This window comes from Pseudonocardia sp. WMMC193 (genome assembly GCF_021728735.1).
GTDB classification, from domain to species: domain Bacteria; phylum Actinomycetota; class Actinomycetes; order Mycobacteriales; family Pseudonocardiaceae; genus Pseudonocardia; species Pseudonocardia oroxyli.
Window position 1 is genome coordinate 1411900 of record NZ_JAKKDO010000003.1, and the last position, 20630, is coordinate 1432529.

A 20630-nucleotide genomic window follows, 5' to 3' on the forward strand; every position below is an offset into this window, starting at 1 on the left:
CCGGGAGCGGGTTCCTCGGCCGTTGCGCCGGCGCCGGCGCGGGTCAGTGCGCGGCGTGGTAGGCCTCGAGGACATTGGACGGGATACGCCCGCGCTCGGAGATCTTCATGCCCTGGGCGACGGCCCATTCCCGAATCGCCTGGTTCTGCTGGCGGTCGGAAACGGGGCGCGCGGCGGGGGCGGCGGCCGCCGCCGAGGAACGGCGCCCACCGGTGCGCCGGGCGGCCGCGATGTACGGGGCCAGGGCCTCACGCAGCTTCTCGGAATTCTTCGCCGACAGGTCGATCTCGTAGGACTTCCCGTCGACCGAGAACTCCACCTGCTCGGCAGCCTCGCCACCGTCGAGATCGTCGATCAGGGTGACCGTCGTCTGCTTCGCCACGTGCTCTCGCCCCTCTTGTCTGAAAGTCGGCCGCCCGCCCGGCATCCGCGTGCGGCGAGCCGCGCGGCCTGCGGAGCGGCCGCGCGCGGGGTGTCGCCGGGAAGGGGTGCGAGAACGGGATAAAGCGTTGCCGACACAATAAGGGGAAGGGGTCGAGAATGTCGAATAGGGGGTCGGGTGTGACGCGCGCTGCAGCGTGCGGTCACCCTTCCGGAGGAATCAGTTCCCGGCCGGTGCGGACCACCAGTCGTCCGCGCCGGGCGGGTCGAGGACGTCGATTCGTCCGCCCGGAACGGGCAGCAGGAGTGGGATTCCGGCGGTTTCCGCGGCGGCCCGCAACCGGGTGATCGGCTCCGACCAGGGGTGGAAGCCCAGATTGAACGTCGCCCAGTGCACGGGCAGGAGTGCACCGCCGCGCAGATCACGGTGGGCGCGCACGCTTTCCTCGGGATTCATGTGGATGTCCGGCCACAGATCCGCGTAGGCGCCGATCGGCAGGACGGTGAGGTCGAAGGGCCCGTGCCGCTCGCCCGCGCGGGCGAATGCGGCGGTGTACCCGGTGTCGCCGCCGACGTAGACCCGGTGCCGCGGGCCCGCCACGACCCAGGACGACCAGAGGGTGGTGTCGCGGGCGAGCCCGCGCCCGGAGAAGTGCCGGGCCTCGGCGCAGGTCAGGGTCAGCCCGGCCACCTCGACGGACCCGCCCCACCCGAGCTCGACGATCCGGTCCTCGGGCACGCCCCAGGCCCGCAGGTGCGCGCCGATCCCCCGCGGCACGACGAAGGGGGCGTCGCGGTGGCGCGGATCGTCCCGCAGCGCGCGGACCGTGGGCAGGTCGAGGTGGTCGTAGTGGTCGTGGGAGATGACGACGGCGTCGAGCGCGGGCAGGTCGGCCAGCGGCACCGGGGCGGGATGCAGGCGGCGCGGCCCGATCAGCCGCGACGGGGACGCCCGCTCACCCCACACGGGATCGGCGAGGACCCGCCGCCCGTCGACCTCCAGGAGCACGCTCGCGTGCCCGAACCAGGTCGCGGCCAGCTCACCGGCCGGACCGAACTCGCTGCGCGCCAACGGGATCGGGCGCACCGGTCGGCCGACCGCACGCCGCCGGACGTCCCGCAGGGCCCGGCTCACGGTGCCGGGCGGCAGCGGGGTGGGCGGCTCCGTGTTGCGGAAGCCATCGGGCGCCGACGCCCGCAGGGCGGCGGGCGAGCCGCCCAGGGCGCGGGGCAGGCCCCAGCCCGCCGCGGCGACCCCACCGGCCAGCGCGAGGCCTGCGGTGAACAGTGCGGAGCGGAGGACGGGACGGAGCAGGCGACGGGCCACGCCCCGAGCCTACGAGCCGCGGCGGCGGCCCGTCGCCGCACCTCAGCACCGCCTCAGCGGGACCGATCGGCTCGTGAGTGGCGATGGTCGCCCTGGCGACCATCGCCACTCACGGGGTCAGCGGGTCAGGGTGGCGAGGGGGGCGGCGAGCGCGCGCCACTGGTCCTCGGGCACGCCCCGCTTCGTGGTCGGCAGCGCCTGGACCGCCACGTGGTCGGCGCCCGCGTCGAGGTGCGCCTGCACGCGGGCGAGCACCGTGTCCTCGTCCCCCCACGCCACCAGCGCGTCGACGAACGCGTCCGATCCGCCGTCGGCGAGGTCCTCCTCGGCGAACCCGAGGGTCTTGATGTTGTTCACGTAGTTCGGCTGGTTCAGGTACACGGTGGTGTAGACGCGGCCGATCGCGCGGGCCTTCGCCGGGTCCGTCTCGAGCAGGACGGCCTGCTCCGGGCAGAGCAGCGGGCCCGCGCCGAGGGTCTCGCGAGCCCGGGCCGTGTGCTCCGGCGTGGTGAAGTAGGGGTGCGCCCCGTCGGTGCGCTCCCCGGCGAGCCCCAGCATCTTCGGCCGCAGGGCCGCGAGCACGTACCGGACGGGGGTGGTGGGCCGCTCGGCCGTGTAGGGGGCGGCGTCGATGCCGTCGAGGTACTCGCGCATCGCGGTCAGCGGCTTGTCGTAGGTGTGCCCGCGCAGCCCGCCGACGAGGTTGGCGTGGCTGACCCCGAGCCCGATCAGGACGCGCTCGGGGAACGCCTCGGTGAGCGCTTTCGTGGCGCAGGAGGTGGCCACGGCGTCCCGGGCCCAGATGTTCGCGATCCCGGTCGCGCCGATCAGCCGCTCGGTGGCCGACAACAGCAGCGCCAGCTGGACGAAGGGGTCTCGGCCCGCGACCTCGGGCACCCACAGCGCGCCGTAGCCGAGCTCCTCGAGCTCGGCGGCGAGCTCTCGCACGCGGGTGGCCGGCACGCAGTCCAGGGCTCCGGTCCAGAGGCCGACGGGCGGGAGCGCGAATCTCGTCTGGGTCACCTCGGCAGCTTAAGGTGACTGCATGAATCGCGTCACGACCGAACGCCGGGGCCGGGTGCTGGTGATCCGGATGGACCGGCCGGACAAGCGGAACGCGGTCGACGCCGCGATGACCGCGGGCCTCGACGCCGCGCTGAACGAGCTCGAGGACGATCCGGAGCTGTGGTGCGGGGTGCTCACCGGCGGCCCGCAGATGTTCTGTGCCGGAACGGATCTCGCGAACGGGGCGGGCACGCCCACCGAGCGGGGCGGGAACTACGGGGTCGTGCGGCGGGAGCGGAGCACCCCGCTCGTCGCGGCGGTGGACGGGATCGCCTACGGCGGCGGGTTCGAGATCGTGCTGGCCTGCGACGTCGTCGTGGCGGGCCGATCGGCCCGGTTCGGGCTGCCGGAGGTCTCCCGCGGGGTGATCGCGAACTGCGGGGCGCTGTTCCGGGCGCCCCGCCCGCTCCCGCTCACCGTCGCCAAGCAGATGCTGCTCACCGGTGCGCCGCTGTCCGCGGAGCGGGCGTACGCGTTGGGCCTGGTGGCGGAGCTGGTCGAGGACGGGGAGGCCCTGGCGGGGGCGCTGGAGATCGCCGCGCAGATCTGCCGCAACTCGCCGCTCGCCGTGGGGGTCACGCTCCGAGCCGTCGACCGGGTCGCGGCGGCGGACGACGAGCTCGGCTGGGCGGCCACCGTGGACGGCTCCGCGGTGATCGACGCCAGCGCGGACCGCGCCGAGGGGATCGCCGCGTTCCTGGAGAAGCGCGAGCCGCAGTGGACCGGCCGGTAACCTGCGCCGCATGACCGAGCGCCGGGACGAGCTGATCCGGCTGCTGCAGGCCTACACCACCGAGTCCGCCCGGCTGGCGGACGAGTTCGCCACCCGGCACGGCCTGCACACCACCGACCTGCACGCGCTGATCGCCGTGCTGGCGGCCGAGGGTCGCGGTGTGCCGCTCACCGCGGGCAGGCTCGCCGCGCACCTGGGTCTGTCCTCCGGCGCCACCACGGCGCTGGTGGACCGGATGGAGCGGCACGGGTACGTCGAGCGTGTGCGGGACCCGGCGGACCGCCGCCGCGTCGTGCTCACCTACGGCGACGAGGCCGCGCGGGTGGGCCGGGCCTTCTTCGGTCCCCTGGGGGCCGACATGGACGCGCTCGTGGGCGGGTTCTCCGACGCCGAGCTGGCCGCGGTGCAGCGCTTCCTCGCCGGGGTCGTCGAGATGGTCGCGGCGCGGCGCGCGGCTCACACCTCGACGGCGATCTCCCGGCCCAGCGAGTAGGGCGGCAGCAGCGCGAGATCGTCCCCGCTCCAGAACCGGCCGGGGTCGTACCAGTTCGCCCGGCGGTCGACGGGCAGGATCCCCATCTCCTCGAACGTCACGGCGACGACCTCGGCGCAGTAGGCCGTCTCCAGGGCGGGCGCGTCCTCGGGCTCCGGGGGCCGGGGGGCGGGCTCCCGCTCGACGACCGGTCGGCCGAGCAGCCTGCGGGCGCCGTCCTTCACGGTGTCGATCGCCTTGTCCAGCACCGCATCCGACGTCCGCGACACGTACCGCACGCCCTCCACCGCCTGCCACGCGGTGTCCTGCACCGCCGGGGCCCGCCCGCGCAGCCAGCGGCCCGCGAGCCGCAGCGTCGACGGGAACGGGGTCCCGTCCAGCCGGGCGACCGTGCGCAGTGCGGCGTCCTCGGCCTCCCGCGACACCTCCGGGGTGAGCTGGCGCAGCCAGGCCCGCTGCCCGTAGCGGTGCGCCCACTGCTCGACGGCCGCGCGCAGGTCGTGCAGCTGCACCCCGCGGTGGTGGGTGCCCGACCACAGGTCCGGCAGCGCCTTCCCGAGCTCGGCGTGCCACATCAGCGGGGGCAGGTCGTCCACCACCAGCGCCATCCCGACGTGGTTGACCGGCGCGTTCGTGACGCCGCGGATCGCCCGGTCGGCGGCGCTGCGCCCCCGGAACAACCAGACGTCCCCGGTGCGGGTCAGCTCGACGGCCCGGTCCAGGCTCAGCATCCCGCTCGACACACCCCCTAACCTACCGAGGTGCGGTGGACCGTCTGGAAGGCGTGCGGACTGGCCGGGCTCGCGGGCGTCGCGGCGGGCGGGATCGTGGTGGCCCGCGGCGAGCGGCAGCGCCGCTCCTACACCCCGGAGGAGATCCGCTCCCGCCTGCACGCGCGGGTCGCGGACTCGGGTCGTTGCGCGGAGCCGCCCCCCGGGTGAGGCTGAGCAGGTGATCGATGCACCCGACTCGTTCTCCTACGAGCCCCTGACCCCGACGTCGTACCTGGACCGTGCCGCGGCCTCGCACGGGGACCGGGTCGGGGTCGTGGACGGGGACCGGCGCTGGACCTACGCCGAGCTGCACGAGCGCTGCACCCGCCTCGCGGGCGGGCTCGCGCCGCTGGCCGGGGGCAGGCCCGTGGCCGTGCTCGCGCCGAACACCCACGTGCTGCTCGAGGCGAACTTCGGGGTGCCGTGGGCGGGGGTGCCGCTGGTCGCGGTGAACACCCGGCTCTCCGTCGGCGAGGTGGCCTACATCCTGGAGCACTCGAAGTCCTCGGTGCTGATCCACGACCCGTCGTTCGACGCCCTGGTCGAGGAGGTGCTCGCGCAGCTGGACTCCCCGCCGCACCGGATCCGGGCGGGGGAGCAGTACGAGGCGCTGCTGGCCGGGGCCGAGCCGCTGCACCTGACCCCGGCGGACGAGCGGGCACTGCTGTCGATCAACTACACCTCCGGGACGACGGGCCGCCCGAAGGGCGTGATGTACCACCACCGGGGCGCGTTCCTGCAGGCCGTCGCGATGGTGGGACACACCGGGCTGACGCCCTCGAGCGTGCACCTGTGGACGCTGCCGATGTTCCACTGCAACGGCTGGACGTTCCCGTGGGCGGTCACCGCGGCCGCCGCGACGCACGTCTGCCTGCCCAAGGTGGACCCGCCGGAGATCTGGCGGCTGCTGCGCGAGGAGGGCGTCACGCACCTGAACGGGGCGCCCACGGTGCTCTCGATGATCGCCTACGCGGCCGGCGCCGCCCCGCTGGAGCACACCGTCCGGATCGCGACGGGCGGGGCGCCGCCGTCGCCCGCCATCCTGCGGCGGATGGCGGAGCTGGGGTTCGACGTCACCCATCTCTACGGGCTGACCGAGACCTACGGGCCGGCGATGATCTGCGACTGGCGCCCCGAGTGGGACTCCGCGGACGGGGAGGCGCAGGCGCGGCTCAAGGCCCGCCAGGGCGTCGGGAACATGATCTCCGTGGTGCCGCGGGTGGTGGCCGAGGACGGTGGCGACGTGCCCGCCGACGGCGTCACCACGGGCCAGATCGCGTTGCGCGGCAACAACCTCATGCTCGGCTACCTCGACGACCCGGAGGCCACCGCGGCCGCCGTGCCGGACGGCTGGTTCCGGACCGGGGACATCGGCGTCGTGCACCCGGACGGGTACGTGGAGCTCCGGGACCGGTCCAAGGACGTGATCATCTCCGGCGGAGAGAACATCGCGTCGGTCGAGGTGGAGCAGGCGATCATGGACCATCCCGCGGTGCTGGAGGCGGCCGTCATCGCGGTGCCGGACGACCGCTGGGGCGAGGTCCCCGCGGCGTACGTGACGCTGCAGGAGGGCGCGACGGCCACCGAGGAGGAGATCCGCGAGCACGTCCGGGGCCGGCTGGCCCGGTTCAAGGCCCCGAAGACCGTCACGTTCGGGGAGCTGCCCAAGACCTCGACCGGCAAGATCCAGAAGTTCGTGCTGCGCGAGCAGGCCTGGGCGGGCAGGGAGAAGCGGATCTAGCTACGAGACCGAGAGCGCGCTCATGGCCTTCCACTGGTCCCACGGGACCGCCCAGTCGTAGACGTCCCCGTCGGCGGCGGAGAGCGGGACGCTGCTGCCGGTGACCTCGACCGGGTCCCCGTACATCGCGGTGTCGAAGTAGGCCTTCGCGTTCGCGGTGGACAGGTTGATGCAGCCGTGCGAGACGTTCCGCCTGCCCTGCGACCCGACGGACGCGGGGTTGGCGTGGATGAACTCGCCGTTGTTGGAGATCCGCACCGCCCAGTACTCCGGCTGGTTCACGTAGCCGTAGTCCGGGTTGGACATGAGCACCTTCTCCGACTTGGCCATCACGATGTGCGTGCCGTTGCGGGTGACCCGGCGCGGGTCGGTCTCCAGGCCGTAGCTCGCGGGCAGGTCCATGACCTGCTGGCCGTCCCGGATCACGACGATCCGGTGGCTGTCCTCGTCCGCCTTCACGATCTGGCTGCGGCCGATGGTGAAGTGCGTGGTGAGGTCCGCGCGCCCGTACCCGACGCCGAGGTCCTTGCCGTACAGCGGGATGCTCACCGTGACCTGGGTGCCGACCGGCCAGTACTCCTTCGGCCGCCAGTGCACGCGGGAGCCGCCCCAGTCGTCCGGCAGCCAGGCCCAGGCGCCCTCGACGGGGGTGGAGGTCTGCACGCTCAGGCCGCGTTCGATCTCGGCCTTCGCCGCGGGCGGGAGGTCCCGGTCGAACCGGACGATCACCGGCGCCGCCACGCCGACGGTCGCGCCGTCGTCGATGTTCAGGGTGCCCTTGACGTACTTGGTGGGCCGCACGGTGCCGAACGAGCCGGTCAGCGGGGTGACGGCGCCGTCGGGCGCGGTGAGCGCGCCGGACCAGGTGTAGGTCTCGCCGTAGGCCAGCGGGGCAGTGGCCGTCCACTGTGTCCGGTCGGGGGAGTAGCCGCCGGGGAGGGCGCCGCCGTCGGAGTCGGTGAGCGCGACGTCCGACAGGGTGCCCGCGGACGCGCTCGCCCGGGCGGCGCCGAGCGGGTGGACGTCCGCCGTGCCCGGCTGTGGCTGCAGGGTCGCCACCGCGACGACCGGGGCCGGGGCCGCGGGTGCGGCGGCGGCCTCCTCGTGCGTGGTCCCGGCGGTGGCCGGGGTGCCCTTCGTGGCGGTGACCCCCGCCGCGACCAGCGCGCCCGCCAGCCCGACGGTCACCGCACCGGCCAGCAACCGCCGCGCGGTACGCCACTGCACGGACTTCACGATTCCCCCTCGCGTCACACCAACCCCACGATCATCATGCCGACGCAGGGTGACGACGTGAACCCGAAGCGGATTGCGATTGCGTCGCGATCGTGGGAATCACCCGGTCGGCGCAGGTGGTGTGCCCGGCGTGTCCGATTCGGAGCGTGGCGGACGGGCTCCGCGGGTGACCGCGTGAGGTGTGCCCCCTCCGCTTCCTCCCGCGCGGCCCGCCGGGCATGCTCCTTCGGTGACCCGACCGGCCGGACCCGTCCGTGCGGTGGCGTGGTCCCTGCGCGGGGCCGTCCCGCCGGACCTCACGCCCGCCGCGGCGGCCCGGTGCCTCGGCCACCGCGAGCGTCTGACGGCCTGGTCGGGGGCCTGGTCCGCGGGCGCCCTGCTGACCTGCGACCCGGTCCCGACCGACCTGGTCTGGCCCGCGACGCCGGTCCTCGGGGGTGGGGACGCGCGGGTCGGGGGCGGATGGTTCGGCACCGTGTCCTTCCACGGCCTGCCGGACATGGCCTTCTACCCGGACGTCCTGCGGTACGACGGCGAGTGGCACTACGAGGCGCTCGTCGGCCCCGGGCTCCCGGACCCGGAAGCCCGCTGCGCCGCGCTGGTGGCGGACCTCGGGCGCGCGCAGGCACCCGGCCGGGCCGAGCTGGAGGTCCTGGGCCTGCCGGACCGCACGGCGCACTGCATCGCGGTCGAGGAGTGCGTCCGGGCCGTCCGCCGCGGTGAGATCTACCAGGCGAACATCGCCGTCCACCTCGACCTGCACCTGCACGGCAGCCCCGTCGAGGCGTGGGCGCGGCTGGTCGAGGCACACGCCCCCGCCCGCGCGGGGCTCGTCGTCGGGGCGGCGGGCGCGGCGGTGAGCGCGAGCCCCGAGCTGTTTCTGCACCGTGCGGGCCGCCGGGTCCGGACCGCGCCGATCAAGGGCACCCGGCCGCGCACCGGGGCCGACGACGCGGGCGACCGCGCCCGGCTCGCGGCGTCCGCGAAGGACGCGGCCGAGAACGTGATGATCGTCGACCTGATGCGCAACGACCTGTCCCGGGTCTGCACCGGCGTCACGGTCCCGCGGCTGCGCGCGATCGAGCCGCACGCCGGCGTCTGGCACCTGGTGTCCGAGGTCGAGGGCACCCTCGCCCCCGGGTACGACGACGCCGACCTCCTCGCCGCCACCCTCCCGCCCGGCTCGGTGACCGGCACCCCGAAGATCCGCGCGGTGGAGCTGATCGAGCGGCTCGAACCGACCCGCCGCGGCCTGTTCACCGGCGCCCTCGGCTACGCGAGCCCGCTCGCGGGCCTCGAGCTGGCGGTCGCGATCCGCACCCTGGAGATCGCCCCGTCCGGCGCGACCCGCCTCGGCGTGGGCGGCGGCGTCACCGTGGACTCCACCCCGGCCGAGGAGTACGCGGAGTGCCTGACGAAGGCGGGCCCGCTCCTGCGCACCCTCGCCCGCACGCCGCAGCCCCGCGAGTCCGACACCGCGGGCCGTCCGGTCGCGCTCTTCGAGACGATCCTCGTGGTGGACGGACGGCCGCGGCGGCTGGCGGAGCACGTGGGACGGGTGCGGCGGTCCTGGTTCGAGCTGACCGGCACCACCCTGGAGGCGGACGTGGCGGGCGCCGTGCTCAAGGCGGCGGCCCCGCTGATCGGGAGGCACCGGCTGCGCATCGACGTCACGGAGGTCACCGAGGGCACCGACGGCACCGACGGCACCGAGGTCGGGGACGTCGAGGCCGGAGCACTCCGGATCACGAGCGCGCCGCTGGGCGCCCCGCCGCCCGCACCCGTGCTGCGGGTCCGCCGCAGCACCCACACCTACCCGCACAAGGCGGCCGACCGGGCCTGGCTGGAGGCGCACGAGGCGCAGGTCGGGCCGGGGGAGGTCCCGCTGCTCGTCGACGCGGACGGCCGGGTGCTCGAGACGACCCGGCACTCGATCTTCGCCCTGGTCGACGGCGTGTGGATCACCCCGCCGCTCGACGGGCGCATCCTGGCGGGCACCGCCCGCACCGCCTTCCTCGACGAGCGTCCGGACGCCCACCCGGCGGTCCTGACGCTGGGCACCCTCGCGCGCGCCGAGGCCGTCGTCCTGACCAACGCGCTCTGGGACGCCCTGCCGGTCCGCGCCCTGCGCGACGAGACCGGTGCCCGGGTCGCCGCCTGGCCGGCCCGCTGAGCTCACCCTGCGTCACCCGTCCGGGCGATCTACCCTCGCGTGATGGCGCAGGACACCGAGGTCACGACCCGACACCGGCTCCCCGTCCGGACGCTCGTCGCGGCGTCCATCGGGAACGCCATCGAGTGGTACGACTGGACGATCTACGCGACGTTCAGCATCTACTTCGCGACCCAGATCTTCCCGCCCGAGAACGCCGCCCTGGCGCTGATCAGCACCCTCGCCACCTACGCGCTGGCCTTCTTCTTCCGCCCGCTCGGCGGGTTCCTGCTCGGCCGCTTCGCCGACCTGCGGGGCCGCCGGACGGCCATGATGGTCACCATCCTGCTGATGGCGGGCGGCTCGCTCGTGATCGCCGCCCTGCCCACGTTCTCGATGGTCGGCTGGCTCGCCCCGGTCCTGCTGCTGCTCGCCCGGATCGCGCAGGGCATGTCGCTGGGCGGCGAGGTGTCCAACGCCAGCGCCTACCTCGGCGAGATCGCGCCGCCGCGCCACCGCGGGCGCTACTCGTCCTTCTTCTACATCTCCACCGGGACCGCCGTGCTGATCGCGTCGGTGCTGGGGGTGGTGCTCGCCGGGACGCTGTCCGACGACGCGCTGGCGAGCTGGGGCTGGCGGGTCCCGTTCGTGCTCGGCGGGATCCTCGGGCTGCTGGGGCTGTGGCTGCGCCGCGCGATGCCGGAGACCGACCAGTTCGAGGCGAACAAGTCCGCCGCGCAGAAGATCCGGAACCCGCTGCTCGTCACGCTGCGGGAGCACCCGAGGGCCGTCGGGCAGCTGTTCGGGTTCACCCTGCTCTCGACGCTCTGCTACTACACCTTCTTCTCCGCGCTCACCCCGTACGCGACGCGCTCGCGTGGCGCCGACCCGTTCGACGTGTTCCTGGCGCTGAGCATCGCGACGCTGCTGTTCGTCCTGCTGCAGTACCCGATGGGCGCGCTCTCGGACCGGATCGGCCGCAAGCCGCAGCTGCTGTTCTGGTCGGGGGCCACCGCGATCCTGGTGGTGCCGCTGTCCACCCTCGTCGGGCCCGCCTTCTGGGGGCTGCTCGTGGTGTTCGGCGTGGGCCTGGGGCTCTACACGATGATGACCTCGCTGGCCCCGGCGATCATGAGCGAGCTGTTCCCCACCGAGGTCCGCGGGCTGGGGATCGGCGCCTGGTACAACCTCACCGTCGCGGTGTTCGGCGGCACCGCCCCGCTGATGATCCAGTGGTTGGGCGGCGCCTTCTTCTGGTACGTCGCCGCGGGTGCGGTCGTGGCGTTCCTGACCATCCTCACCCTGCCCGAGACGAAGGGGTCCGTCCTACGGTGAACCGGTGAGCTACGACGTCGCCGCCCTCCGAGCGCAGTTCCCCGCCCTCGCCGCCGGGACCGCCCACTTCGACGGACCGGGCGGTTCGCAGACCCCGGCCGTCGTCGCGCAGGCGGTCGCCGACGCGATGACCAGCCCGATCGCCAACCGCGGGAGCGTCACCGAGGCGGAGAAGCACGCCGACGGGATCGTGCTGCGGGCGCGGGCGGCCATGGCGGACCTGCTCGACGCCGACCCGCGCGGGATCGTGTTCGGGCGCAGCACCACCGCGCTGCTGTTCGACCTGGCCCGCACGCTGGCCGGGACGTGGGGGCCGGGGGACGAGGTCGTCGTGACCCGGCTGGACCACGACGCCAACATCCGACCCTGGGTGCTGGCCGCCGAGTCGGTCGGCGCGACGGTCCGGTGGCTGGACTTCGACCCGGACACCACGGAGCTCGACGACGTCGCCACGGTGCTGTCCCCGCGGACCCGGCTCGTCGCCGTGACGGGCGCGTCCAACCTGGTGGGCACGCGGCCGCCGGTCCGGACGATCACCGACGCCGCGCACGCCGTCGGCGCGGTGACGGTGGTCGACGGCGTGCACCTCACCTCGCACGCGGCGATCTCCGTGGCCGAGCTCGGCGCGGACGTCTACGCCTGCTCGCCGTACAAGTTCTGCGGGCCGCACCTGGGCGTGCTCGCGGCCCGCCCCGAGCTGCTCGAGGAGCTGCGCCCGGCCAAGCTGCTGCCCAGCTCGGACGCGGTGCCGGAGCGGTTCGAACTGGGCACCCTGCCGTACGAGCTGCTCGCGGGCACCACCGCGGCCGTCGACTTCCTCGCCGGGATCTGCGGCTCGACGGCCGACCGGCGCGCCGCGCTGGTCGAGACCATGGGCGCGATCGAGGCGCACGAGGACCCGCTGCGGGCGCGGCTGGAGGCGGGCCTGGCGGAGCTGCCCGGCGTGGTGGTCCGCTCGCGCGCCGCCCACCGCACCCCGACCCTGCTGCTGCAGCTCGACCGCCCCGCGGACGCCTACCGCTACCTGGCCGACCGCCGGGTCAACGCCCCGGCCAGCTCGTTCTACGCCCTGGAGGCGAGCAGGCGGCTGGGCCTGGGGGACACCGGCGGGCTGCGTGTCGGCCTGTCGCCCTACACCTGCGCCGAGGACGTCGAACGGCTGCTCGCGGGCCTGCGCGACTTCCTGCAGCTCTGACCTCGTGCGCGGCGACGGTCGCGGGAGCGACCATCGCCGCGCACGGTGACGGGGAACACAACACCGGGGCCGGGCGCGCGGGTGCGGACGGGCGGGCCGGGCGGAGTCCGCGATCACGGCGCGAGCGCGGCGGGCGGGGTCGGTGGCGGTTGGCGCGCGGGTGGGCGGGGTCGCTAGGTTCGCCGTCGGCACGTCACCTCGGACGGGCCGCCGACCTGGGGGTACGTATGACCACCGCGGCGCTCGGCGAGCTCCTGCTCAGCCGCAGCCTCGACGACCCGAAGCTGCTCGCGGCGAGCGAGGCCGCACCGCAGACCCGGATCCTGCCCGACGCGCACGTCCTCAAGATCGGCGGGCAGAGCTTCATCGACCGCGGGCGCGCGGCCGTCCACCCGCTGATCACCGAGCTCCTGGCGGCGCGCGAGCAGCACCAGCTGCTGATCGGCACCGGCGGCGGCACCCGCGCCCGGCACGCCTACGCCCTCGCCGCCGAGCTCGGCATGCCGACGGGTGTGCTGTCGGACATCGGGTCCGCGGTCGCGGGGCAGAACGCGACCATGCTCGGGCACCTGCTCGCCAAGTACGGCATCCCGGTCGTCGCGGGCGGCGCGATGGCCTCGCTGCCGCTCAAGGTCGCCGAGGTGGGTGCCGCGGTGTTCGCCGGCATGCCGCCCTACGACATGTGGCAGCGCGTCCCGGCCGAGGGCGTCATCCCGCCCTACCGCACGGACGCGGGCTGCTACCTCGTCGCGGAGACCTACGGCTGCAAGTCGATGATCTTCGTCAAGGACGAGGACGGCCTGTACACCGCGAACCCCAAGACCGACCCGACGGCCGAGTTCATCCCGGAGATCACCGTCGACGAGCTGATCGCGCGGGACCTGCCGGACCTCGTCGTCGAGCGGCCGGTGCTGGACCTCATGCGCCACGCCCGGTTCGTCCGGGAGATCCAGATCGTCAACGGGCTCAAGCCCGGCCTGCTCACCCGCGCGGTCAACGGCGAGCACGTCGGCACGATCATCACGGCAGGTGCGCGATGAGCAGTAAGGACATCCCCTCGCTGTTGGCCCGGCAGACGCTGCTGGACCGCGAGCTCGTCCGGCCCGCCGCGGCGCAGCCGGTGCGCAGGCTGCTGCCGTGGCTCGACGTCGTCGTGCTGGGCGGGACCGCGATCATCGACCGCGGGCGGGAGGCCGTCCTGCCGGTCGTCGACGAGCTGCGGGCCCGGTTCGGCGACCGCAAGATGCTGATTCTGACCGGGGCGGGCATCCGGGCGCGGCACGCGATGGGTGTCGGGCTGGACCTGGGGCTGCCCACGGGCGCGCTATCGGAGCTGGCCGCCACCGAGGCGGAGCAGAACGGGCACCTGATCGCGGCGCTGCTGGCCGAGGACGGGGTGTCCTACGTGCCCCACGGCACCGTGGCCCGGCAGCTGGCCGCGCACCTCGTGGCCGGGCCCGCCGTGGTGTCCAACGGCTACCCGCCCTACGGCACCAGCGAGTTCCCGCCCGCCGTCGGCAGGCTCCCGCAGCACCGGACGGACGCGGGCGCGGTCCTGCTCGCGGACGCCTTCGGCGCGCGGCGGCTGGTGTTCGTGAAGGACGGCGCCGGGCCGGGCGGTCGGGTCCCGGCGTCCACCACCGGGCTGCCGGTCGACGACCTGGCCCGCGAGCTGCTCGGCACCGCGAAGCACGTGCGGGAGTTCCGGATCGTCGACGGGCTGTCCCGCGGGGCGCTCACCGACGCGTTGGCGGACAAGGACACCGGCACCCTCGTCCACGCTTGACCGGCTCGGGACGCTAGCGCCAGCCGGGCTGGACGAGGCCGGTCTCGTAGGCCAGGACGACGATCTGGGCGCGGTCCCGCGCCCCCAGCTTGATCATCGAGCGGCTCACGTGGGTCTTCGCCGTCGCCGGGCTGACCACCAGCCGGCGGGCGATCTCGTCGTTGGACAGCCCCCTCGCGACCAGGGCCAGGACCTCGCGCTCGCGGTCGGTGAGCAGGTCGAGGCGGGCGTCCGGGGCGGCGGGGCGGGACCGCTGGGCGAACTCGGCCACCAGGCGTCTGGTCACGGTGGGGGAGAGCAGGGCCTCGCCGCCGTGCACCACCCGGACGGCGTGCAGCAGCTCGGCCGGGTCGGTGTCCTTCACCAGGAACCCGCTGGCCCCGGCGCGCAGGGCGTCGAAGATGTAGGCGTCCTCGGCGAAGGTCGTCAGGACCACGACCCGGGTGCCTGCCAGCCGCGGGTCCGCGGTGATGTCCCGGGTCGCGGCCAGCCCGTCGCGCCCGGGCATCCGGATGTCCATCAGCACGACGTCCGGCGCGGTCTCGCGGCAGACCCGCACCGCGGCGTCCCCGTCCTCGGCCTCGCCGACGACCTCCAGGTCGGCCGCCGAGCCGAGCAGCGCCCGGAACCCCGCCCGGACCAGCGCCTGGTCGTCGGCGAGTACCACGCGGATCATGCGTCCTCCAGGGGTAACCGCGCCTCGACGCGGAATCCGCCGCCGGGGGCGGGGCCGTGGACCAGCGTCCCACCCAGGGCGGCGGCCCGTTCCCGCATCCCCGCGAGCCCGTTGCCGGGGGGCCCGCCCGCGGCGCCGCGCCCGTCGTCCTCGACGACGATGCGCAGTGCGCCCGGCTCGGCGGTGATCCGCACGGTGGCGCGGGTGGCGCCCGCGTGCTTGCGGACGTTCGTCAGGGACTCCTGCACGATGCGGTACGCCGCCAGGTCGACGCCCGCCGGGAGGTCGACGTCGTCCACGACGGACTCGACGGACAGCCCCGCGGCCTCGTTGTCCGCGACCAGCCCGCCCAGCACGGCCAGCCCGGCGGTCGGCGCCCGCGGCGGCTCCTCGTCCACCCCGCGCAGCACGCCGAGCGTGGCGCGCATCTCGCGCAGCAGCTCCCCGCTCGACTGCTTGATCGTGGCGAGCGCCCCGCGCGCCTGCTCCGGGTCGGAGTCCATCAGGTACAGCGCGACGCCCGCCTGCACGTTGATCAGCGAGACGTGGTGGCCGAGCAGGTCGTGCAGCTCGCGGGCGATCCGCAGCCGCTCCTCGCCCGCCTGCCTGCGCGCCGTCTCCTCGCGCGCGGCCCGGGCCTGGGCCAGCCGCTCGGTGCGGGCCCGCCACAGCTCGCACCCGGCGACGTAGGCGGCGAGCCACGCGAGCAGCAGGGCCGAGCCCTCCCACGAGACCACCCCGCCGCGGGTCGTCGCCTGCAGGAGCAGACCCAGCCCGACCGTCGCGACGGTCACGCCGTAGGCGAACCGCCGGTGCCCCGCCTGGATCGCCGCCGCCAGCGCGATCAGCGACGGCACCACCACCGGTCCGAAGGCGTACCCGAGACCGAGGTAGGTGAGCAGCACGACCGCGCACCCGACCAGCACCTCCCGCGGCAGCGCACCCCTGACCAGCAGGAACAGCGGGCCCAGGACGATCAGGACGACCCCGAGGGCGTCGAGCGGGCGCTGCAGCGGCACCCACTGCGGGATGTTGCGGGCCGCGACCAGCGCGACCGGGATCCACACCAGGGGGAGCAGCAGCGTGTGCCCCACCCCGCGCCAGGCGTGTTCCCGGAACCAGTCCACGGCGGCAACCCTAGAGCGGCGGCGGACCCCGCCGCGTCGGCTCGCGGGGGACCGGCGCCGTACTCCCGGGGGAGTACGGCGGACGTCCGGGGGCGTCCCGACGGGGCAGGCCGGCTCGCTCCCCTGGTCCGACGCGGCCCGCCCGGCGGCGCGCCATCGTGGTGGCACATCGCCGAAGGGGGACACCGTGAACGACCACATCCGCATCTCCGACGCCGAGCGGGAGACCGTCGCCGTCCGCATCCGGGACGCCGCCGCCGAGGGCCGCCTCACCCTGGAGGAGGCCGACGAGCGCCAGCGGGCCGTGTACGAGGCCAGGGTGGGGGCGGACCTCGCGCCGCTGACCGTGGACCTGCCCGAGCCGCCCCCGCCCGCGGTGCCGCGCCGCGGGACGCCGAGCCCGCAGGCCCGGCGCAGGCTGCTGATCCACGCCGGGATCGGGGCCGCGTTCGCGCTGCTCCTGCTGCTGCGGTGGATCGTCGGGCCGGTCCCGTTCTTCTGGCCCGCGGGGCCGGTGTTCTGGATCGCGGCGAGCCTCGTCGGGCACTACTGGTGGGCCACCCGCCGGAGCCCCCAGGACTCCGGGCCCCGCCCCGCCCGTCCCTGACCGGCGAACGGCGCGTTCGCTCACCGGGTCTGAGCGAGCGCGCCGTTTCGTCGTGTACTGGGGGTGACTGCTTTCGGGTGTGTGACTGCGCTGCGTGACTGCGCCGAATGGGCGTGCGGTCCGACGGGCGGTGAGACACCGCCGTCCAGCGCGTGAGTCGCGCCACTGGTCGCGACCGACCGCGATCGGGGCGGAACGCACCGTCACCTCATCGGGGACCCCTCGTTCTGGTGAACGTGCACGCAGAGTCGGTCGCCCCCCGCCGCACGGCCCCCGTCCGCAACCGGTCGTGGTGGGCCTGATGGCCAACCACATCCTCCCGCCCCGCACCCGTCGGGCCGCCCGACGGCCGTCCCGGACCGGCCTCGTCGGCTGGGCCGTGATCGGTGTCGTCGCCGTCCTCGCGCTGGTCCTGGGCGTGGGGATGCTGGTCGGCGGCGCGCCGTCGCCCGCCGCCGACGGCGGGGCCGCGCCGGTCGCCGCCGCCGCGCCCGGTGCCGCGGCCCCCGTCGCCGTCGACCCCGCGACGCTGCCGGAGAGCACGACCTACACCGCCCTCCCGGGAGCCGCGCCCGACCCGGCCCCCGACCGGGCGACCGACGGCCGCGTCGCGCACCCGGTCCGCGAGACCGTCGTGCACGACGCCCCGAACGGCACCCCGATCGCGCGCATGCCGGTGACGCAGATCGGCGACACCTGGCTGCCCGTGGTCGAGCAGCAGGGCGACTGGGTGCGGGTGCTGCTGCCGTCCCGGCCGGAGTCCTCGACCGGCTGGCTGTCCACGGCGGACCTCGACATCAAGACCACGCCGTACCGCATCGAGGTGCACCTCGGCTCGCGCACGCTGGCGCTCTTCCGGGACGGCGTCCAGCAGGCACAGTGGACGGTCGGCATCGGCAAGGAGTCCGCGCCCACCCCGACCGGCCGCACCTTCCTGCTGGGCGCGTTCACCGACGCGAAGCAGAAGTTCTCCCCGGTGATCCTGCCGCTGGGCACGCACAGCCCCACGCACGACACCTTCGGCGGCGGTCCGGGGACCGTCGCGATCCACACCTGGCCCACGGCCGACGTGTTCGGCCAGGCCTCCAGCGACGGCTGCATCCGGGTGCCCGCGGACGCGCTCCGGCAGCTGTCCACGGTGCCCCTTGGCACGCTCGTCATGATCGACAACTCCTGAGAGGGACCCCCACGTGAAGACCCACAAGTTCGGCGCGGTGGCCGTGGGTGCCGCCACCGCCGCCACGGTGTTCGTGCTCGGTTCCGCCGTCGCGGCCGCGGGCACCGACGAGCGGTCCTCGGCCTCGCTGCTGACCGTCGGCGGGGTCGTGAGCATCAGCCCCACGCCGTACGCCGAGTCCCGGGACGGCAAGCACGACTACCAGGAGCTGGCCTCGCTCGGCGTACTGCCCGGGCTCGGCGGCGGCATCCGGTCCGCACTGGTCACCGCCGAGGCCGAGGGGAACAAGGCCGAGGCGACCGTCGCGAAGCTGGACGTGCTCAAGCTCGTCACCGCGGACGCCGTGACCACCTGGTGCGACGGCGACGAGGGCGGCCTGAGCATCGTCAACGGCCGGATCCTCGGGGTGCCGTTCTCCGCCGACCAGCCGCCCACCACGCTCGACGTGTCGCCCCTGCTCAAGCTCGAGCTGAACAAGCACACCGTGGCCGACGGGGCGCTCAAGGTCGAGGGGCTGAAGATCACGGTGCTGCCGTCGGCGAAGCCGAAGGCCGAGAAGCTCGACGGCGCCGAGCTCGCCGCGGTGCCGGACCTGCTGAAGGCGTTCGGCGTCGACCTGGCCAAGGTGCCGCTGATCTCGACCGTCGGCGACCTGGTGGACGCCCTGGGCGGCGGCAGCGGCGGCGTGCTCACCGTGACGATCGGGACCGCGATCTGCTCCTTCGACGCGCCCGCGCCGGAGCAGCCCGCCGCGGACGACCACGAGGAGCACGAGGAGGCCCCCGCCGTGCCCGCCGCGCACCGCGAGGAGGCGCCCGCGCCGGTGATCGTCGAGCACAGCCTGCCCGTCACCGGCTGAGCCCCCGGCTCGGGGCCGGGACCGCGTGGGGGGCGGTCCCGGCCCCGTTCAGTGCACGTTCACCCGGTGCCCGTCAGCGCTGCTGTCGGGCCTCCCGCTTGCGGCGTTTGCCCTCGTGCATCGCCTGCACCCGGGCGACAGGGATCTCGTGCCCCTCGGCGACGACGTCCGCCGGCAGGGTCTGCGGCTCCGGCAGCAGCTCCGTCCACGTCGGACGGTCGGCGAGCAGGGCCGGGGCCGTCGCGATGGTGAAGTCGCCGGGGGACGCCGAGTCCAGCTCGGACCACTCCAGGGGGAAGGACACCGGCAGACCGGGCCGCACCCGCGGGCTGTAGGCGGCGACGACCGTCGCGCCCCCCGACCGGGTGGAGTCGACGAAGACCTTGCCCTCCCGCTCCTCCTTCACGAACGCCGTCGTCGCGATCGTCGGGTCGAGCGCGGCCGCGCGGGCGGCGAGGGCCCGGGTGGCGGCCGCGGCGTCCTCCCACCCGGTGGGCACCAGCGGGACCACGATGTGCACGCCCTTGGAGCCGCTGGTCTTCACCGCTGCGTGCAGCGCGCCGAGGGCCTCGCGCACCAGGTGCGCCACCGCGACCACCGCGTCGAAGCCCGCGCCCTCGGGCGGATCGAGGTCGAGGACGAGCTGGGTCGCGGCGTGGTCGTCCACGGTGAACAGACCCGGGTGGTACTCGACGGCCCGCTGGTTGGCGAACCACAGCAGGGTGCGCCGGTCGTCGCAGAGGGCGTAGCGGACCTCGCGGCCGGTCTGCGAGCGGATGGTGGTCGAGTCCACCCAGTCCGGGGTGTACTTCGGGAGGTTCTTCTGGACGAAGGGCTCCTGCCCGGGGCGCACCCTCGTGACGGTCAGCGGTCGTCTGGCCAGCACCGGGAGCATCCGGTCCGCGACGGCGTCGAGGTAGTCGACGAGATCGCCCTTCGTCGCCGGGTCGCCGTCGAGCACGGGGGAGTCGAGGCTCGACAGCGCCACCCCCGCCCGTTCGTGCGTGCCGCTCATGTGGGCATCATGCCCGGACTGTGCGACTGTCGGAGCGGGCGTTGAGCAGGCAGCGTCGGGGACACCGGTCCTGGGGAGGAAGACATGCACGTGCCCTGTCTCGCGTTGCTGCAGGTGAAGGCGCCGTCGGGGATCGACCCGCACGTTCTGGAGGCGACGCTGACCCGGGCGCTGAACGGCGACCCGACCCGCCCGGTCGTGGCCGAGCTGGAGTGGCTGCCCGCCTGGCGGGAGGGCCGGGGCAGGCGGCGGCGCTACGCCTACGTCGCGGTGCTCCAGGGTGCAGGCGAGGCGAGCGAGCTGGTCCGCGCGGCCCAGCGCTCGGCGAAGCGGGCGGTACGGAAGTTGTACGGGGAGAAGTGCTCCGCTCGGGCCCGCACCGCCGAGGCCGGGGAGCTGCCCACCCTCTGGTGCTCGGTCCGGGGCACCCCGCACCGGGGTCTGCTCGCCTCCCCGGCCGCCCTGTCGTCGATCCGCCGTCGGTGATCCCCGGTCGGTGATCCCCGGTCGGGGAGCGGGACGGTCGCGTCTCGACCCCCGCCCTCCCGAAGCGTGGATCACCCGGAGCGCAGCGCGGTCCTGCCGTGCGATTGACGGTTCCGCGCGCCGGGTAGGTGAGGGCATGAGCGACAAGCAGGACAAGGACCCCGAGATCGGCGACGACCTGCCGGGTGCGTTGAAGCTGGCCTACAAGCCCGTCGGGATCGTCTCCGGGATCGTCGGCGGCGCCGTGGCGAGCCAGGTCTTCGGGCTGGTCTGGAAGCAGATCTCCAAGGAGCCGCACACCCCGCAGGCGCTCTCGCGCGCCTATGGCACCCGCGAGGTGCTGCTGGCGGCCACGATCCAGGGCGCCCTCTTCGGCCTCATCCGCACGGCCGTGGACCGGTACGGGATGAAGGCCTACCACCGGTTCGTCGACAAGCCCCGCGCGGGCGGCCGCTGACCGCGCGGG

General features: G+C 74.6%; 22 protein-coding genes. 14 read left to right on the forward strand and 8 right to left on the reverse strand.

The genetic code is table 11. The features are described 5' to 3' along the window. Positions 1-43 precede the first annotated feature (43 nt). The 3 genes from L3X23_RS08165 to L3X23_RS08175 form a co-directional block, all read right to left on the reverse strand. Positions 44-382: an Lsr2 family protein gene (locus L3X23_RS08165; RefSeq protein ID WP_237191493.1), complete on the reverse strand. Its 339-nt coding sequence runs from the start codon at positions 380-382 to the stop codon at positions 44-46. A gap of 219 nt (positions 383-601) precedes the next feature. Next, positions 602-1708: an MBL fold metallo-hydrolase gene (locus L3X23_RS08170; RefSeq protein ID WP_237191494.1), complete on the reverse strand. Its 1107-nt coding sequence runs from the start codon at positions 1706-1708 to the stop codon at positions 602-604. Positions 1709-1825: 117 nt separating this feature from the next. Beyond that, a complete protein-coding gene (locus L3X23_RS08175; RefSeq protein ID WP_237191495.1) occupies positions 1826-2731 on the reverse strand; it encodes an LLM class F420-dependent oxidoreductase in 906 nt (301 codons plus the stop codon). 22 nt (positions 2732-2753) lie between these two features. Here L3X23_RS08175 and L3X23_RS08180 point away from each other — a divergent pair, with 22 nt between their 5' ends. Beyond that, positions 2754-3506, forward strand: a complete 753-nt coding sequence (locus tag L3X23_RS08180) for an enoyl-CoA hydratase-related protein (RefSeq protein ID WP_237191496.1) — start codon at positions 2754-2756, stop codon at positions 3504-3506. Between the two features lie 10 nt (positions 3507-3516). Beyond that, entirely contained in the window at positions 3517-3999 is a 483-nt protein-coding gene (locus tag L3X23_RS08185; protein ID WP_237191497.1) for a MarR family winged helix-turn-helix transcriptional regulator, read from the forward strand. Here L3X23_RS08185 and L3X23_RS08190 read toward each other — a convergent pair. Further along, a complete protein-coding gene (locus tag L3X23_RS08190) occupies positions 3963-4742 on the reverse strand; it encodes a hypothetical protein (protein WP_237191498.1) in 780 nt (259 codons plus the stop codon). The two genes, L3X23_RS08185 and L3X23_RS08190, sit on opposite strands and share 37 nt — an antisense overlap. Before the next feature lie 18 nt (positions 4743-4760). Between L3X23_RS08190 and L3X23_RS08195 the strand changes: the two genes are divergently transcribed. Both L3X23_RS08195 and L3X23_RS08200 read left to right on the forward strand, forming a co-directional pair. Then, positions 4761-4940 carry a hypothetical protein gene (locus L3X23_RS08195; RefSeq protein ID WP_237191499.1) on the forward strand — a complete coding sequence of 60 codons (180 nt, stop codon included), beginning with the start codon at positions 4761-4763 and terminating at the stop codon, positions 4938-4940. 10 nt (positions 4941-4950) lie between these two features. Next, complete coding sequence (locus tag L3X23_RS08200) at positions 4951-6513, forward strand: AMP-binding protein (protein ID WP_237191500.1); 1563 nt, start codon at positions 4951-4953, stop codon at positions 6511-6513. Here L3X23_RS08200 and L3X23_RS08205 read toward each other — a convergent pair whose 3' ends face one another. Further along, positions 6514-7749 (reverse strand): Ig-like domain-containing protein, encoded by a 1236-nt coding sequence (locus L3X23_RS08205; protein ID WP_237191501.1) that lies wholly within the window; start codon positions 7747-7749, stop codon positions 6514-6516. It abuts the gene before it with no gap. 229 nt (positions 7750-7978) lie between these two features. Between L3X23_RS08205 and L3X23_RS08210 the strand changes: the two genes are divergently transcribed. From L3X23_RS08210 to L3X23_RS08230, 5 genes are all read left to right on the forward strand, one after another. After that, positions 7979-9922, forward strand: a complete 1944-nt coding sequence (locus tag L3X23_RS08210) for a chorismate-binding protein (RefSeq protein ID WP_237191502.1) — start codon at positions 7979-7981, stop codon at positions 9920-9922. A gap of 42 nt (positions 9923-9964) precedes the next feature. Next, entirely contained in the window at positions 9965-11236 is a 1272-nt protein-coding gene (locus L3X23_RS08215; RefSeq protein WP_237191503.1) for an MFS transporter, read from the forward strand. A 4-nt stretch (positions 11237-11240) separates the two neighbouring features. After that, entirely contained in the window at positions 11241-12431 is a 1191-nt protein-coding gene (locus L3X23_RS08220; protein ID WP_237191504.1) for a cysteine desulfurase-like protein, read from the forward strand. A gap of 227 nt (positions 12432-12658) precedes the next feature. Beyond that, positions 12659-13471, forward strand: a complete 813-nt coding sequence (locus L3X23_RS08225; protein ID WP_237191505.1) for a uridine kinase — start codon at positions 12659-12661, stop codon at positions 13469-13471. Continuing rightward, positions 13468-14217, forward strand: coding sequence for a molybdenum storage protein subunit alpha (locus L3X23_RS08230; protein WP_237191506.1), 750 nt, complete (start codon positions 13468-13470; stop codon positions 14215-14217). Before L3X23_RS08225 ends, L3X23_RS08230 begins: the two co-directional genes overlap by 4 nt. 13 nt (positions 14218-14230) lie before the next feature. Here the strand turns inward: L3X23_RS08230 and L3X23_RS08235 are convergent, their stop codons facing one another. Together L3X23_RS08235 and L3X23_RS08240 are read right to left on the reverse strand one after the other, a co-directional pair. Next, positions 14231-14893: a response regulator transcription factor gene (locus L3X23_RS08235; protein WP_237191507.1), complete on the reverse strand. Its 663-nt coding sequence runs from the start codon at positions 14891-14893 to the stop codon at positions 14231-14233. Beyond that, a complete protein-coding gene (locus L3X23_RS08240; RefSeq protein WP_237191508.1) occupies positions 14890-16020 on the reverse strand; it encodes a sensor histidine kinase in 1131 nt (376 codons plus the stop codon). Before L3X23_RS08240 ends, L3X23_RS08235 begins: the two co-directional genes overlap by 4 nt. Before the next feature lie 187 nt (positions 16021-16207). Here L3X23_RS08240 and L3X23_RS36065 point away from each other — a divergent pair, with 187 nt between their 5' ends. The 3 genes from L3X23_RS36065 to L3X23_RS08255 all read left to right on the forward strand — a co-directional run bounded on the left by L3X23_RS36065 (position 16208) and on the right by L3X23_RS08255 (position 18663). Continuing rightward, positions 16208-16627, forward strand: a complete 420-nt coding sequence (locus L3X23_RS36065; protein ID WP_237191509.1) for a DUF1707 domain-containing protein — start codon at positions 16208-16210, stop codon at positions 16625-16627. Between the two features lie 301 nt (positions 16628-16928). Further along, a complete protein-coding gene (locus L3X23_RS08250) occupies positions 16929-17804 on the forward strand; it encodes a L,D-transpeptidase (protein WP_237191510.1) in 876 nt (291 codons plus the stop codon). A 13-nt stretch (positions 17805-17817) separates the two neighbouring features. Further along, positions 17818-18663, forward strand: coding sequence for a choice-of-anchor P family protein (locus tag L3X23_RS08255; protein WP_093074959.1), 846 nt, complete (start codon positions 17818-17820; stop codon positions 18661-18663). Between the two features lie 73 nt (positions 18664-18736). On the opposite strand, the gene L3X23_RS08260 is transcribed toward L3X23_RS08255, so the two are convergent. Then, complete coding sequence (locus L3X23_RS08260) at positions 18737-19678, reverse strand: DNA polymerase domain-containing protein (RefSeq protein ID WP_237191511.1); 942 nt, start codon at positions 19676-19678, stop codon at positions 18737-18739. Positions 19679-19762: 84 nt separating this feature from the next. Here L3X23_RS08260 and L3X23_RS08265 point away from each other — a divergent pair, with 84 nt between their 5' ends. After that, positions 19763-20164, forward strand: a complete 402-nt coding sequence (locus tag L3X23_RS08265) for a hypothetical protein (protein ID WP_237191512.1) — start codon at positions 19763-19765, stop codon at positions 20162-20164. Positions 20165-20300: 136 nt separating this feature from the next. Continuing rightward, positions 20301-20621 (forward strand): DUF4235 domain-containing protein, encoded by a 321-nt coding sequence (locus tag L3X23_RS08270; protein ID WP_237191513.1) that lies wholly within the window; start codon positions 20301-20303, stop codon positions 20619-20621. Positions 20622-20630 lie beyond the last annotated feature (9 nt).

Coding starts and splice junctions, on each gene's coding strand:
- L3X23_RS08180 (WP_237191496.1), top strand. CDS start 2,754: ATGAATCGCGTCACGACCGAACGCCGGGGCCGGGTGCTGGTGATCCGG.
- L3X23_RS08185 (WP_237191497.1), top strand. CDS start 3,517: ATGACCGAGCGCCGGGACGAGCTGATCCGGCTGCTGCAGGCCTACACC.
- L3X23_RS08215 (WP_237191503.1), top strand. CDS start 9,965: ATGGCGCAGGACACCGAGGTCACGACCCGACACCGGCTCCCCGTCCGG.
- L3X23_RS08225 (WP_237191505.1), top strand. CDS start 12,659: ATGACCACCGCGGCGCTCGGCGAGCTCCTGCTCAGCCGCAGCCTCGAC.
- L3X23_RS08230 (WP_237191506.1), top strand. CDS start 13,468: ATGAGCAGTAAGGACATCCCCTCGCTGTTGGCCCGGCAGACGCTGCTG.
- L3X23_RS08235 (WP_237191507.1), bottom strand. CDS start 14,893: ATGATCCGCGTGGTACTCGCCGACGACCAGGCGCTGGTCCGGGCGGGG.
- L3X23_RS08250 (WP_237191510.1), top strand. CDS start 16,929: ATGGCCAACCACATCCTCCCGCCCCGCACCCGTCGGGCCGCCCGACGG.
- L3X23_RS08260 (WP_237191511.1), bottom strand. CDS start 19,678: ATGAGCGGCACGCACGAACGGGCGGGGGTGGCGCTGTCGAGCCTCGAC.
- L3X23_RS08265 (WP_237191512.1), top strand. CDS start 19,763: ATGCACGTGCCCTGTCTCGCGTTGCTGCAGGTGAAGGCGCCGTCGGGG.
- L3X23_RS08270 (WP_237191513.1), top strand. CDS start 20,301: ATGAGCGACAAGCAGGACAAGGACCCCGAGATCGGCGACGACCTGCCG.